We start from the raw sequence: 15,258 nt of genomic DNA on the forward strand, positions 1-15,258 counted from the left end.
TCCCTCTCACTGATCAGCGGGTGACGGATTTGGATCGTTCGCCAGGGGGACGGAGTTGTCGACCTTCAGCAGGGTGCCGTTGCGCAGCTTGATCTGGCCCGCGGTGACGACCGTCGCGCCCGGATCGAGGCCGGAGATCACCGCCACCTGATCGCCCCGGGTAGCGCCGGTCTTGATGAAGGTTTGGCGGGCCATCAATCCCTGCTTGCCTGGCGCATCGCTCTTGACCGCGAGAAAAACCGACTCACCATACGTGTTGTAGACGATCGCGGTCTGCGGCAGCGTGAGGTAGCTCGTGGGGTGCCCGACGCGCACGTCGATCCGCCCGAACATGCCGGGCAGGAGCCTGCGGTCCGCATTGTCGAACACCGCGCGGACCTGGACGTTGCGGCTGGCTTGATCGACCTTGGAATTGAAGGCCTGCACGACGCCCTTGAAGGTGCGGCCCGGAAAGGCGTCGACGCGCGCTGCGACCTCCTGTCCAACCTTGACCTGATCGATCGCCTGCTGCGGCAGCGTGAAATCGACGTAGAGTCGGTCGAGAGCCTGCAGGGTGACGATGGTCGTGCCCGCGGTCAGATACTGGCCGACGTCGACCTGACGCACACCGAGACGTCCGGCAAACGGCGCCCGGAGCGTCTTTTGGTCTAGCAACGCCCGCTGCTGGGCCACCAGGGCCAGCGCGTTGCGCTCGTTCACGGCATCACTGTCGACCGTCGCCTGGCTGACGGCATTGATCTTCAATTGGCCCTGGTCGCGCCGCAAGGTGATGCCGAAGCCGTCGGCGGTGGCCTGCAACGACTGCAGCTTGGCGACGTCGTCCTCCGTGCGAAGATCGAGCAACGCGTCGCCGGCGGCGACATCCTTGCCGGATTCGAAATGAATGCTGTCCACGATGCCGGGCTGTTGCAGCGAGAGATCTGCGCCGTTGACCGCGCGAAACGTGCCGATCGCGGTCAAGGTGGATTGCCAGTCGCTGACCTGAGCGGCCGCGGTCGACACCGTCTGCGGCGGATCGGCGAGCGAGGCCATCGCCTGCCTGATCATGCCGGCGCGGAAATTGACGAACCAGGCGAGGGCGGCGAATACCGCTCCGATGGCACACAACATGATGATCATGCGCTTCAACATGGCGTCGGGCTTTCGCATTAGTTGGCTGGCGGCGCCGCCTGCGGCAGCGCCCCGGCGGGAACGAATATCGCGGCAACGCCCGCGGGCCTTACCTCGGCGGCGGGGGATTCATCGACGCGATTCCACCACCCGCCGCCGAGAGCCTGGTAAAGCGCGACGGTGTCGGCATAGCGCGAGGCCTGCGCCTTCACGCGGTTGAGCCGGGCGGTCAGCAGCGTCTGTTCGGCGTTGATGACGGAGATGAACGTAGTGGAGCCGGCCTTGAACTGCGCCTGAGACATCTTCAGGCTTTCGGCTGCGGTTTTTTCTGCCTCGACCTGGGCCTTCAGCAGCGCGGCATCCGATTGGATCGCGCGGAGCGCGTCGGCCACGTTCTGGAATGCGGTGATCACGGTCGATCGGTATTTCGCAGCGAGCTGCTCCATCGCCGCGACCTTGGACTCCTTGGTGTGGAACAGGTTGCCGGCGTCGAAGATCGGCCCCGTGACGCTGGCGGCCACGCTCCAGGCCGTAGTCTGGGGCCCGTACAGCGAGGACAACGCCAGTGCGGAACTGCCGCCCGAGGCCGAGAGCGTGACATTCGGAAGCATGTTGGCGGTGGCAACGCCGACGTTGGCGCTGGCCTGATGCACCTGGCTTTCGGCGGCCCGGATGTCCGGCCGCTGGCGCACGAGGAGCGACGGTACAGTGACGGGCAGGTCGCGCGGCAAGCGCAGGTTTGCCAGTGGCACCCCCTCTCCCTTGTCCTGGCCTGGCAGCCGGCCGAGATAAGCCATCAACTGGTTGCGGTTTTGCGCGCGCGACTTCTGCAGTGGCGGAAGGGTCGCGATTGTCTGTGCGAGCTGGGCTTTCTGGGTCAGGACGTCACTGTTGGAGACGGCGCCGAGCGCAAACTGCTGTTCGAGCAGCGCAACCAGCTGGCGTTGACCTTCGATCTGCTCCTCGGTGACGCGAATCTGCGCCGCGTAGGACGCATCGCTAATCGCAGTCGTCACCACGTTCGCCGTCAAGCTCAGGTAGGTCGCTTCGAGCTGAAAGCGCTGATAGTCGGCATAGGCGAGATCCGCCTCGATCCCTCGGGCCTTACCGCCGAAAATGTCGGGCGTAAACGAAATCGGGACGGACGTGTTGTAGAGGGTGTAGAGCGAGGCCGGTCCGGTCTGTCCGGACTGTGCCGGCGAGACCTGATTGCGCGTCACGCTATCGCTTTCAGTGATCGATGGTAGCAGCGCACTCGTGTCGGCTGCCGCGACTTCGCGCGCCTGGCGTAGCGCGGCTTGCGCGGCGGCAAGATCAGGATGGTTGTCGATCGCTTCCCGAACAAAGGCCGCGATCTGTCGTGAGCGAAACACTTGCCACCAGACCGCCGGCACGTCCGCGCCGTCGATGAATTTTTGTGCCGTGCCCCCCGGGCCATCCGCGCTTGTGGCTCCGGACAATCGGCCAGCGGTGTAACCGGTGACCGCGGGAGCATCAGGAGCTTCGAAATTCGGACCGACGGCACAACCGCCCAACGCAAGCATTGCTTGCATAAGAGGTATCAAAGCACCGTACTTGTATGCCGCTCGTGACAACATTCGGGTTCCGCTGGAAACTGAACGGTTCAGTACTTGACTGCGATGGCTTGCGTTGTCAACGGTACTGCACTGTTCAGTTTTTCGTTACCCAGCGAAGATTACGATGAGAGCCAGTTCATTGTTCTTGGCAGGTGATACCGCGAAGCCATTGTTCGCGTTGACGCCGAATGCCGTTGAGTCGCGAGCCGAAGGAGGCGCCCTTGATCGAAACAACCGACCGTCCGGCTCACGAGAGGGAGAGCTCACATGCGGGCCGCAAGGTGGACATCGTCACTCGTGCAGCGTGGCAGCTGTTTCTCGATCAGGGCTTTTCCGCAACCAGCATGGATGCCATCGCGAAGGCTGCCAGCGTCTCGAAGGCCACGCTCTACGCGTATTTTCCGAGCAAGGAAGCCTTGTTCGCATCTTTGATCGTGGCGGAGTGCGAGGCCCTGCAGCGCGACTTGCCGCTGCCCAAACTGTCGGCAGGATTGTCCGAAGCGCTGCGAGAGTTCGCCAAACAATACCTCCACACCTTCATTCATCGAAAGGACGTCGCCTTCGTCCGCATCATCGCTAACGAGAGCGGCCGGTTTCCCGTACTCGCCCGCCTCTTCTATGAAAGCGGTCCCCGGGCGACGATTCGGCGACTCTCCGGATTCCTCGAGGAGGCCAGGGCCGAGAAGCAATTGGAATTTGACGATCCGGCGGAAGCCGCCAAACAGTTCCTGTCCCTGGTTCGTGGCGAACTGCCACTGATGATTGTGCTGGGCCTCAGCGATCTCACCGAGAGAGCGATCGAACAGGAAATCGAGGCAGGGCTCAAATTTTTCCTGAAAGCGTGCCAGGCTCCTGTCTGAGGCGCGTTGGACCGGTATAGGCCGGATCTAGCCCGCGCTGAGCCGCACGCCAGCGCGCAAAAACTTCTGTGGGTCGACGGCTTCGCCATCGATGCGGGTTTCGTAATGCAAATGCGGGCCGGTCGAACGTCCCGTCGAACCGACGAGGCCGATGACCTGGCCGATCTTCACGATCTCGCCCACCTTGACGTTGATCTCGGAGAGATGGCCGTAACGGGTCGACAGCCCGTTGCCGTGATCGACCTCGACCATACGGCCGTAACCGCCGGACCAGCCGGCCGAAACGACCTTGCCGTTGGCGGTGACGCGCGCGGGATCACCGGTCGCGGCGCGAAAATCGAGACCGGTATGCATCGCAGGCCGGCCAAGGAAGGGATCGCTGCGTACGCCGAAGCCGGACGTGAATTCGACCTCGCCGACGACAGGCTTGCGATAGGGCACCTGCGCCAGCGTACGGTTGAGCCGGTCCATCTCGGCGCGCGTGGTGTTGATGCGATAGAGCTGCTTCTCGAACGGGCCCGCATTGGCGGTGAGCTTCACCGGCACGAATGGGCCGCCCATCGCGGCGCGCGGCACGGCGGCCTCGAGATTGGAAAGGTTCAGGCCAAGGTCGCTGACGACGCCGCGCATCCGCCGCATCCGCGAATCCATGCCTTCCTCGACGGCGCTGAGCGCCGCGACCTGGCGGCGTTCGACCTGATCGAGCGAGGTCGTCAGCCGGACCAGGACGTTGTCAAAACCCTGGTTCCTGGCGAATTGATTGACCGGCGGGGCGATCACGGTCGGCGCACGCGATTCGAGCCGGGCTTCGCGGTCAGGTGGCGCCACGAAGATCACGGTGTCGCTGATCGGCGACGGCTTTGGCGTGCCCTGCGTCGTCGTCTGGTTCGCGTCGCCGCGCTGCGGCGCCGAGCGGGGAATCGATCCCGTAACATCAGGCATGGCGCCCAGCGCCGTGGCCCGGGACTCCAGCGCCGTCTGGCGCTTCATGATCTGGTCGAGCTTCTGGTCGAACTGCTCCTGGTCGAGCAATTGCCGGCTGGTGGTGCGGTCGACCTTGGCGCGCAGCTCGGCGATGCGGTCCTCATAGGCGTATTGCATCTCGGCCTGACGGGCGATCAGCCGGGTCAGGACATCGTCGCGGAACGCGAAATAGGTGGCGGTCGCCGCCGACCACAGCCCGAGCAGCACGACGGTGCCGACCACGATCCAGAACACGACGGGCCCGAGGCGGACCTGCTTGCCGTGATGCAAGATGGTGTAGGCATCGTCGGTGTCGGAAAGGGGAATAGCGGCGGCGGCCGCTGCGGCAGCGGGACGGCGATGGAAGGACCGTCCGTAATCGTTGGGATGATGCTGGGGGTACTGCGAATGTTGGGCAGAACTTTTCGACATCGGCACTCCCGCGCCGGTCGGAACGGTTCCTGACGGCTCAATTGCCGCAGCAATCTGGGCCGGTCATGGTTAATTTTCCGGAAACGGGAACACTCGATTTTGACGAGCTGGTTAAAGACTTCTTGCCGCGGCCAGCACCTCATCGGCATGGCCGTCGACGCGGACGTTGCGCCAGATCTTGGCCACCTTGCCGTCGCGGCCGACCAGCACCGTGGTACGAAGAATCCCGAGGAAGCTCTTGCCATACATGGATTTTTCACCCCAGGCACCATACGCCTCCAACATCTCATGCTGCTCGTCCGAGATCAGCGGGATACTGAGGCTGTGCTTGTCCCGGAACTTCTCCTGGGCCTTTAACGGATCGGCCGAAATGCCGAGCACGGCGGTGCCGGCGGCGGTAAAGGCGTCCTTGAGCCGGGTGAAATCGATCGCCTCGCGCGTGCATCCCGGCGTGTCGGCGCGAGGGTAGAAGAACAGGATGAGCTTCTGGCCGGCATAGTCCGACAGTGTGACGACCTTGCCGCCATCGCGGGGCAGGCGGAAGGCCGGCGCTTTCTGGCCTTCGGCCAAGGACTTCGCTGACAAGGACTTTGCTGACAGGGACTTTGCTGACAAGGACTTTGGTGAAACGGCGGAAGCCGAAGCGACGGGCTTGGTGGCCTTCTCAGAAGATTTTAACCGTTTCGGTGCGGCCTTGTGCGATGCTGCCTTAGCGCCTGCCTTGCTTGATTTGCTTGTCGATGCCGGCTGTGTTTTCGCGCCACGTGTTTGAGTCGATGTCCGCGTTTTCAGGAGCTTCTCTTTAGCGGTCGGACTGCCGGAGGGCGTTTTGGACGATTTCTTTCGGGATTTCTTGGACATACGCCTTCCTTTCGTCGCTTTCGGCGGGTCAACCAAAGCGATATTGCTGCTCTCGTCCGGCGTGCCGGATTCGCGCCCTCGGCTGGGCAAGTTTTACGGCGCCGGAGTATGGTTACAAGGAATTCCACGCACCACCCCACTGCTCGTTGAACGCGCTCCCGGGGCGAAATGACGAACAGCAGGAACATTCGAGGTAGGGCGGCAATGCCGGGGCGGGGAGCGTCGATTCCCGTCGACGGCTGCGGTCCCGGCGGCGCTCAATCCTACGACGGGCGCCTGTATCGAGAGGCAATGGCTAGGAATACGTCGCCCCAGGATCACAATCGGGACTTCGATCGGCACGGCGGCCATCACGCGCAGCCGGAATGGAACGAGGCCGACTGGGATCAAGATCAGGAAGAGGAGGCGGGGCATCGCGCGCGCCGCCTGTTGTCGCGTTCCAACTCGCGCGTCGGTGGCGGCTTCTCGGTGTTTCGGCGGGTGCTGCCGAGCGGACGATGGCCTCGCCGGATGTCCATCGTCCTCGGCGCTTTGATGGTCATCTTCGTCGGCTGCTTTGGTGCGCTGTGGTGGCGGCTTGGTGCCGGTCCCATCAACCTCGACATGGCGACGCCCTGGCTTGCCGCTGCCATCGAGGACAATATCGGCCACGGCAACACCGTGGAGGTCGGCGGCACCCAGATCGAGCGCGCCGGGCGGGTTCGGATTGCCGTGCGTATCCGCGACATCATCGTTCGCGATCATGACCATGCCATCGTCGCCAGCGCGCCGAAGGCCGAGGTGCGGCTGTCGGGGGTGGCACTGCTCACCGGGCATCTGCGCGCCGAAAGCCTCAACCTTGTCGATGCCGAGCTCGCGATCCGGATCGCGCCCGACGGGACCGTCACGGTGTCCGCCGGCGACACGGCGAAACCGCTCGCAACCGGCGTCGCGTCCAAGAAGGAAGCGGGCCTGCCGCCGACATTCCCGCGTAACGGCGTTCCGCCGCCGCCGTTCGGGACGGCGCCTGCAACGCCGGACGCGCCTCAACCCACCGCGCAGAGCGGAATCCTTCAGGGCCTCGACTGGCTCGACAGCCTGAGCATGACCGGCCTCGACGGCCAGAACCTCAACGAGATCGGCCTCAAGAACGGCAATCTGATCGTCGACGACCAGCAGCGTGGCAGTAAATGGACGTTTGAGAACATCACGCTCAGCCTGCGCCGGCCGAGCCATGGCGGTGTGACGCTCAGCCTCGGCGAGGAGGGCGCGCACCCGTGGTCGCTGCGCGCCACGATCGGGCCGACCGAGAACGGGGTGCGCTCGGTCGACATCCGCGCCGACAAGGTCTCGACCTCGAACATCCTGCTGGCGCTGCGCGTCAAGGACCTCACCTATACCGCCGACCTGCCGCTGACCGGCGAGCTCAAAGGCGAACTCGGCCGCGACGGCGTGCCGACATTCTTCCGCGGCAAGATCACGATCGGCGCGGGCAACATCATCGACACCGACACACCCGACTATCCGATGGCGATCGACTCGGCCGAGATCAATGTCGAATGGGATGCGGGACGGCGGGTGCTGGTCGCGCCGTTCAAGATCCTCTCAGGCGCCAACCGCCTGACGCTGCTGGCCCATCTCGAGCCGCCGAACGGCAACATCAACGACTGGCAACTCGGCTTCAGCGGCGGCTCGATCCTGCTCGGCGGTATCGACAACGAGCCGCCGCTCGTCTTCAACCGTATCGCGATCGGCTTCCGCTTCGACACCGATCACAAGCGCATGCTGCTGACGCAGGCCGACATCTCCAACGGCGAGATCGGCGTCGCCGGCACCGGGGCGATCGACTATTCCGGCGAGCCGCGCCTGACGCTCGGCTTTGCGGGGACGCCGATGTCAGCCTCCGCGCTGAAGCGGATGTGGCCGACGCTGGTCGTGCCCGAATTGCGCCAATGGGTGATCGAGCGGATCGAGCGCGGCACGCTCCAGCGCATCGAGGTCGGCATCAACTCGCCGACGCGGAACCTTCCGCGCAGGGGACCGCCCATTCCCGATGACGGCCTGTCGGTCAACATTGTGGCGAGTGGGGTTGCGGTTCGTCCCGTCGACGGCATGCCGGTGGTGCACGACGCCGACCTGAAGGCGCACGTGACCGGGCGCACGGCTACCGTGAATATCGGGCAGGGCATTGCCGACACGCCGGCGGGCCGCAAGATCACGATTTCCGATTTTGTCTTCGAGGTGCCGGACATGGCGCCGAAACCCTCGCCCTCGCGGACTCGATTCCGTGTCGATGGTCCGGTACCCGCTGCGGCCGAAATGCTGTCCAATGATCGCCTGAGCGATCTGTCGTCGACCGTCGTCGATCCCAACACCAGCAAGGGAACGTTCACGGCGAACATCCAATTGGGCTTGCCGGTCAAGGGCGAGCTGACCAAGGCGGACACCGTCTACGCCGTCACCGCCGATCTCAACGGCTTTGCCGCCGACAAGCTGGTGATGAACCAGAAGCTCGAGGCCAACAATCTCAAGATCGTCGCCAACAACCAGGGCTACCAGGTCAAGGGCGACGTCAAGATCAACGGGCAGGCGGCCTCGCTCGACTACCGCAAGGCGACCGATGGCGATGCGGACGTGAAGGTGCAGACGACGCTTGACGATGCCGGCCGTGCCCGCCTTGGTTTCGACCTCAGTCCTGCCGTCAGCGGGTCGGTGCCGGTCAAGGTGTCCGGCAAGATTGCCGGTGGACCCGAGCAGACGACGAAGCTCGGCATCGAGGCCGACCTCACTTCGGTCAAGCTCGACAACATTCTTCCCGGCTGGGTCAAGCTGCCGGGCAAGTCGAGCAAGGCGACGTTCAAGGTGGTGCCGACGGCACAATCGACGCGGCTCGAGGATATCGTCATCGAAGGCGGCGGCGCTTCGATCAAGGGCTCGCTGGAAGTCGACCCGAACGGCGATCTCATGAATGCGAACTTCCCGACGTACTCGCCGTCGGACGGTGACAAGACGTCGCTCAAGGTGGAGCGCGGTCAGGACGGCGTGGTCCGCGGCACCATGCGCGGCGACGTGTTCGACGGCCGCGGCTTCCTGAAGTCGGCGATCTCAGGCAATTCCAAGGACGACGGCAAGAGCAAGCTGAAGAACGTCGATTTCGATATCGACGTGAAGCTCGGCACGGTCGCCGGCTTCAATGGCGAGGCGATGCGCAGCGTCGACGCCAAGATGTCGAAGCGCGGCGGGGCGATCAAGGCGTTCTCGCTGAGCGGCAGGATCGGTCAGAACACGCCGGTGGCCGCTGATCTGCGCGGCGGGCGTGCGCAGGGCAGCCGCGAGGTGATCTATCTCCAGACCAATGATGCCGGATCGCTGCTGAAGTTCACCGACACCTATACCAAGGCAATCGGCGGCCAGATGGTGGTGGCGATGGAGCCGCCGACATCCGAGCCGACCACGGCTCGCGAGGGTCTGATCAACGTGCGCGACTTCACGGTGAAGGGCGAGGCGCAGCTCGAACGCGTCGCCGCGGGCGCGCCGAACGGTACACCGGGCGGCGGCGGTGTTTCCTTCAGCGCCTTGCGTGCGGAGTTCACCCGGCAGAATGGCGCGCTCACGGTCCGCGATGGCTTGGTGAAGGGGCCAATGATCGGCGCCACCATCGAGGGCTCGATCGACTATCCCGGCAACCAGGTGTGCATGAGCGGCACCTTCGTGCCGATGTATGGCGTCAACAACATCTTTGGCCAGATCCCGTTGTTCGGCCTCTTCCTCGGCGGCGGCGACAAGGAGGGGCTGATCGGCGTCACCTACGAGGTCGTCGGCACGCCTGCGGCTCCCGTGATGCGCGTCAATCCGATCTCCGCGATGGTACCCGGCGTGTTCCGCAAGATCTTCGAATTCAACACCGGCAAACAGAACACGCCGATCGACGAACTGCCGTCGGCGCAGTCCGGCGACAGCCCGGCGGGAACGGCAAGGCCGCTGTCGAGCGGTTGCAGCCCGGCACGACGTTAGCCGCGGAAACTGCATTCGCTGAACATTCGAAGACGGTCGTGTGGAAATTTTAGCGCCCGAAGAGCCTACGCCGCGCGCACGCCCGCCAGGAACGTGCCGACTTCGCCCGAGAGCTGCTCGGCCTGTTTGGAGAGGTTCGACGCGGCCGCGAGCACCATGCCGGCGGCGTTGCCGGTCTCGTTGGCCGCCGAGCTGACGCCACCGATGTTCGTGGTGACTTCCTTGGTGGCCTCGGCGGTCTGCGAGACACTGCGGGCGATCTCGGCGGTGGCCGCACCTTGCTCTTCGATCGCGGCGCCGATCGAGGTGGCGATCCGGCTGACCTCCTCGATAGTGGCGGTGATGCCGCCGATGGCGTCGACGGCTTCTTTGGTCGCGCCCTGGATCTGGGCGATCTTGTCGCCGATCTCGCGCGTGGCTTCCGCGGTCTGGCTCGCCAGCGATTTCACTTCGGAGGCGACGACGGCGAAGCCGCGGCCGGCCTCACCGGCGCGCGCGGCCTCGATGGTCGCGTTGAGCGCGAGCAGATTGGTCTGCGCGGCGATGCTGGAGATCAGCTCGGCGACGTGCTCGATCTGCTGGGCGCCGTCGGATAGCGCGCGCACGATGGTGTCGGTATGGCGTGCGCTCTCCACCGCGCGGCCGGTGACTTCCGCCGATTGCGCGACCTGACGGCTGATTTCGGTGATGGAGGAGGAGAGCTCTTCGGCTGCCGCCGCCACCGTCTGGACGCGCTGGCTGGCTTCGGTCGCGGCCGAGCCGACCACGGCGGCGCGGCGATTGGTGCCCTCGGCGGTCGACGACATCGACTTGGCCGTGGTCTCCAGCTCGCCGGAGCCCGAGGCCATCAGGCCGACGAGTTGGCCGACGGACGCATCGAAGCGGTCGGCGAGGGAGATCAGGGCGTCGCGCTTTTCCTGCTCGCCACGCGCCTTGGCCGCGACCTGCTCGGCCTCCAGCGAGCGGGCCGTCAAGGCGGTCTGCCGCAACACTTCGAGCGTTTCCGCCATACGACCGATCTCGTCGCCGCGATCGGTTTCCTCGACCGGCTTGTCGATGGCGCCGTCGGCGATGTCCTGCATGCGAGTCTTCTGACGGTCGAGTGCACTGAGCACGTCGCGGGCGATCAGCCAGGACAGCGTCGCCATCAGCAGCATCAGGCCGGCGCCAATCGCGGCGAGCTCCAGCGTGAGCGCGCGCACGTCGGCGTCGATATCGTCGACATAGAGGCCGTAGCTGATCGTGGCGTTCCAGGGCGTGAACTGGCGGACGAACACGGTCTTGCGGACGGGCTCGGTCTGACCGGGGCGCGGGTAGAGATAGGATGTGACGCCGCCCTGCGGCGCCTGCCTGGCGGCGCTGAGCTGAGCATCGGCAATCAGGATGCCGTTTGAATCCGTGGCGCCCGTGATCTTGCCTTCGAGTTGCGGATTGGCGCCATTGACCAGGATCGAGGTGTCGGAATTGTAGACGACGGGATAGCCCTGACCACCGCCGAATTTCATGTTGCGGGCACGCTGGCGAAACTGCAGCTTGGCGTCGTCTACCGTCATCTTGCCGGCGGCAGCGTCATCCTGGAAAGTCTGTGCGAGGCCGTGGACCAGATCGACCGCGGCCTTCATCTGCTGGACCCGGTCGTCCATCATGCGGCTCTTGCTGAGGACGGTCGATACCGCGATGATGGCTGTGATTGTCAGAGCTGCGAGGCAGACCATGCTGGCAAGCTTGGTGCGAATCTTCAGATGGCTCAGCAGCTTCATCACAGCCCCTACGACATGTTTGTTATTGCTCGCATCGCTAACATGAAATTCTTACCAATCATGAAGATAGGCGTACGCGGGCCTGCCGCGCGGGTGATCCTTCGCAGCTCTATGCGCAATCGTGCAGGCAAATCGCGATGCGATGCCGCATACCCGTATTCTTGCGGGAGGAAAACGGTCTCAGACTTTAGTGGTGATATCGAGCCTGGCTGAGCGCGCAATGAACCGATTCGTTCACCGCATCATCATGTCGGCGCTGCTCGTGGCGGCCCTCGTCCTCATCTGGAATGTGCTGGGCTCGCGCTGACCCGGCACCGGCGAAACGCCAGTGCCGGGTCTTGCGGATCGGTTACGCGCGTCAGCGCCGCGCAAAGGCGCCGCCCGGCGCGTCGTGCTCCTTGCCCATCAGCGCATCGACGCTGATCGAGCCGCCGCCCGCTGCCGAGATGTAGAGGCAGGCGAAGCAGAACAGGATCGCGGCGGTGCCGCCGTTGAGCAGCGGCAGGAGCACCGGCGTGCCGGTCTTCATCACGTGGCCCATGAAGTAGGCGAAGGCCATTTCACCCGCCAGGATGAACGCCGTCAGCCGCGTGAACAGCCCGAGCATCAGCGTCGCGCCGAGCACCAGCTCGATCGTGCCGGCCACATAGATCAGCGGCGGGATGTCGGCGAAGTAGGGGAGCACCGGGAACTTGAACAGCTTGGCCACGCCATATTGGAACAACAGCAGTCCAGTGATGAAGCGAAACAGGCTCAAGAGAACCGGTTGAAAGCGAGCGAGATAAGGAAAGTTCATTGGTTTGTGCCCTCCATCCAATCCTGCATCCAATCCTGCGACTAGGAACGCATTCGGTTCCGCCCTGCAAGCTGCGCCAGGTCAATTTGCGCTGACATTTTTGTCATGTCGGACAAAACACCGCAGCGTGTGATTTCAGCCGCGTGCCGTCCGCATTTTTTTAACGCGTATACGCGTCGCGCCCGTCCGTAGTTCCCCGGTAACACGAATGAGTTCAGGTTACCTCTGGGAGACCTAGCGCCGCAAGGCGGGCACGATCAGGAACGGGATCATTCCGAGGATTACGTTTGCAAGTGCGAAGACGAGCAGCGCGTTGTAGCCGTGGGTGGCGTCGTGGATCAGGCCGCCGCTCCAGGAGCCGAAGGCCGAACCAAGCCCGCTGCCGATCGAGATCGTGCCGAAGATGGTGCCAACTCGTCTGCCCCTGAAGATCTTCATCGCGGTCGCGGTGATCAGCGGCCCGCGCGAGCCCATCATGCTGCCGAAGCAGACGACGAAGCCGGTGAGCAGGAACACATTCGGATAATACTGAAGCAGCCAGAGCAGGACTATGCCGAGGATCGAGATCGCGTAACTGAGCAGCACGGATGGCCGGCGTCCGATCAGCCCGTCGAGCGCCGAGACGCCGATCATGCCGAACACCAGCACGACGCCCGAAAAGCCCCAGGCGGTCGCGGCCTGTAGCGGCGGAAAGCCGGCATCGATCAGATGGGCGACGATCTGCGCGGCGATGCAGTACATGCCGACCGCGGTGAAGAAGAAGGTCGAGAACAGCGCCCAGAAAGCGTGGTGGCGCATCGCGCTCACAAGCGTCCAGCCGTTGTCGATGAAATCAGGATCGGTCTTCTTGGTGACGTATGGCGAGCCGGCCGAAAACATGCGCCAGGGCAGGAGCAGCAGCGGCAGCAGCAGACCGAGCGCGGCGAAGCCGTAGACCTGATAGGTCTCGCGCCAGCCGAGACTATCGATCAAGAGCTGCGAGGCCGGCAGCAACGCCAGCACGCCTCCGCCCATCGCTGAATAGACCACCGCCATCGCGGTCGGCAGCTTTGGCCCGAACCAGCGGCCGAGCAGGATCGAGTTCGGCACGTTGCCGATGAAGGCAACGCCAATGCCGACACACAATCCGATGGAGATCTGGAATTGCCAGAGCGCCTGCGCGTGGCCTGCGATCAGGAAGGCCGAGCCAAGTAGCAACAGGCCGAGCGCGTAAACAATGCGCGGTCCGGAATGATCGAACAGGCGGCCGACCAGCGGCGCGGTCAGTCCGCTGATCAGCCAGGTCAGCGAATAGATCGAGACCACCTGCGCGCGGTCCCAGCCGAAGTCTTCGGAGATCGGTTTCAGGAAGACGGTGAAGCTCTCGCTCAGGCCGCGGCCGAGCACGGCCAGCGTGAAACAGAGCGCGAGCACGACAAGCGCGGTACGCACCGCGCCTTGCTGCGTGTTCCCCTGTTCGCTGGGCGTCTTCTGGTCCATTGCCCATCAGGGAGCGCGCTTCGACGCGCCCTGGCAAGCATCAAAAGCTCATAAGCCTATGCAGGCTTGAGCAGGACATGCTTCTTCTTGCCGAAGGACAGCTTGATCACGCCTTCGGGCGTCAGATTGGGCGCTGACAGCGCCATCTTCTCGTCGGTGACGGGATCGTCGTTAACCCGCAGGCCACCGCCCTTGATCTGACGCCGCGCCTCGCCATTCGAGGCGACGAGGCCCGCCTTGACGAAGGCGTTGAGCACGCCGAGTCCGGCCTCCAGCTCGCCGCGCGGAATTTCCACCGTCGGCAGGCTCTCGGCGAGTGCGCCTTCTTCGAAGGTGCGGCGTGCGGTTTCGGCCGCTTCGTTCGCGGCGTCGCGACCATGCAGCAGCGCGGTCGCTTCCGTTGCGAGCACCTTCTTGGCCTCGTTGATCTCCGAGCCGCCGAGCGCCTCGAGCTTCTTGATCTCGCTCATCGGCAGCGTCGTGAACAGTTTCAGGAATTTGCCGACGTCGGCGTCCTCGGTGTTGCGCCAATATTGCCAGAAGTCATAGGGCGAGAACTGGTCGGCGTTGAGCCACACCGCGCCTTGCGCGGTCTTGCCCATCTTGGCGCCCGACGCGGTCGTCAGCAGCGGCGTCGTCAGCGCGAACAGCTGATGCGTGCCCATGCGGCGGCCAAGATCGACGCCCATGATGATGTTGCCCCACTGGTCGGAGCCGCCCATCTGCAAATGGCAGCCGGTGCGCTTGGCCAATTCGACGAAGTCGTAGGCCTGGCAGATCATGTAGTTGAACTCGATGAAGCTCATCTCCTGCTCGCGCTCGAGGCGCAGACGCACGGAGTCCATCGTCAGCATGCGGTTGACCGAGAAATGCCGGCCGACGTCGCGCAGCATTTCGATCCAGTTGAGCTTGGTCAGCCACTCCGCGTTGTCGAGCATGATGGCGTCGCTCTTGCCGTCGCCGTAGTTCAGCACCTTCGCGAACACGCCGCGGATCGAAGCCTTGTTGGCCTCGATCTCGGCGACGGTGCGGATCGCGCGCGTCTCGTCCTTGCCGGAGGGATCGCCGACCATGGTGGTGCCGCCGCCCATCAGCGTGATCGGCTTGTTGCCGGACTGCTGAAACCAGTGCAGCAGCATCATGGTCAGGTAGTTGCCGATGTGCAGCGAGGGCGCGGTGCAGTCGTAGCCGACATAGGCGATCGCCTCGCCCTTGGCGGCGAGGGCGTCCAGCCCCTCGAAATCGGAGCACTGGTGAATAAAACCACGTTCCTGCAGGGTATTGAGGAAATCCGATTTAAATGCAGTCATCTGTCGGCGTGCCTGACAATTCTTGGTTTACTGTTTCGGGCGCAATTTAAGCGTCTTTCTATGGGAACTCGATTGCCGCCCGCCACTTGGCGCTGAGGCATTATAAGATGTGTCCCT

Annotated in this window: 10 protein-coding genes; 2 read left to right on the top strand and 8 right to left on the bottom strand. The window is 64.0% G+C overall.

Annotated features, from left to right (window positions below):
• Nucleotides 1-6: 6 nt before the first annotated feature.
• Together YUA_RS0112005 and YUA_RS0112010 are read right to left on the bottom strand one after the other, a co-directional pair.
• Entirely contained in the window at nucleotides 7-1,131 is a 1,125-nt protein-coding gene (locus tag YUA_RS0112005) for an efflux RND transporter periplasmic adaptor subunit (RefSeq protein ID WP_027530917.1), read from the bottom strand.
• A 17-nt stretch (nucleotides 1,132-1,148) separates the two neighbouring features.
• Nucleotides 1,149-2,663 (bottom strand): efflux transporter outer membrane subunit, encoded by a 1,515-nt coding sequence (locus tag YUA_RS0112010; RefSeq protein ID WP_245285146.1) that lies wholly within the window; start codon nucleotides 2,661-2,663, stop codon nucleotides 1,149-1,151.
• 245 nt (nucleotides 2,664-2,908) lie between these two features.
• Between YUA_RS0112010 and YUA_RS0112015 the strand changes: the two genes are divergently transcribed.
• Entirely contained in the window at nucleotides 2,909-3,547 is a 639-nt protein-coding gene (locus tag YUA_RS0112015; protein WP_035970918.1) for a TetR/AcrR family transcriptional regulator, read from the top strand.
• A gap of 27 nt (nucleotides 3,548-3,574) precedes the next feature.
• On the opposite strand, the gene YUA_RS0112020 is transcribed toward YUA_RS0112015, so the two are convergent.
• Together YUA_RS0112020 and YUA_RS48075 are read right to left on the bottom strand one after the other, a co-directional pair.
• Nucleotides 3,575-4,942: a M23 family metallopeptidase gene (locus YUA_RS0112020; RefSeq protein ID WP_027530920.1), complete on the bottom strand. Its 1,368-nt coding sequence runs from the start codon at nucleotides 4,940-4,942 to the stop codon at nucleotides 3,575-3,577.
• Between the two features lie 111 nt (nucleotides 4,943-5,053).
• On the bottom strand, nucleotides 5,054-5,803 hold the full coding sequence (locus YUA_RS48075; protein WP_084292428.1) for a redoxin domain-containing protein: 750 nt from the start codon (nucleotides 5,801-5,803) through the stop codon (nucleotides 5,054-5,056).
• Between the two features lie 204 nt (nucleotides 5,804-6,007).
• Between YUA_RS48075 and YUA_RS0112030 the strand changes: the two genes are divergently transcribed.
• Nucleotides 6,008-9,796 carry a DUF3971 domain-containing protein gene (locus tag YUA_RS0112030; protein WP_027530922.1) on the top strand — a complete coding sequence of 1,263 codons (3,789 nt, stop codon included), beginning with the start codon at nucleotides 6,008-6,010 and terminating at the stop codon, nucleotides 9,794-9,796.
• A gap of 65 nt (nucleotides 9,797-9,861) precedes the next feature.
• Here YUA_RS0112030 and YUA_RS0112035 read toward each other — a convergent pair whose 3' ends face one another.
• The 4 genes from YUA_RS0112035 to tyrS form a co-directional block, all read right to left on the bottom strand.
• Entirely contained in the window at nucleotides 9,862-11,556 is a 1,695-nt protein-coding gene (locus YUA_RS0112035) for a methyl-accepting chemotaxis protein (protein ID WP_027530923.1), read from the bottom strand.
• Nucleotides 11,557-11,914: 358 nt separating this feature from the next.
• Nucleotides 11,915-12,352: a DoxX family protein gene (locus tag YUA_RS0112045; RefSeq protein ID WP_035970869.1), complete on the bottom strand. Its 438-nt coding sequence runs from the start codon at nucleotides 12,350-12,352 to the stop codon at nucleotides 11,915-11,917.
• A 234-nt stretch (nucleotides 12,353-12,586) separates the two neighbouring features.
• Complete coding sequence (locus YUA_RS0112050; protein WP_027530925.1) at nucleotides 12,587-13,831, bottom strand: MFS transporter; 1,245 nt, start codon at nucleotides 13,829-13,831, stop codon at nucleotides 12,587-12,589.
• Nucleotides 13,832-13,887: 56 nt separating this feature from the next.
• A complete protein-coding gene (gene tyrS, locus YUA_RS0112055; RefSeq protein ID WP_027530926.1) occupies nucleotides 13,888-15,141 on the bottom strand; it encodes a tyrosine--tRNA ligase in 1,254 nt (417 codons plus the stop codon).
• Nucleotides 15,142-15,258: the final 117 nt, after the last annotated feature.

Source organism: Bradyrhizobium sp. WSM3983 (genome assembly GCF_000473045.1).
Lineage (GTDB): Bacteria > Pseudomonadota > Alphaproteobacteria > Rhizobiales > Xanthobacteraceae > Bradyrhizobium.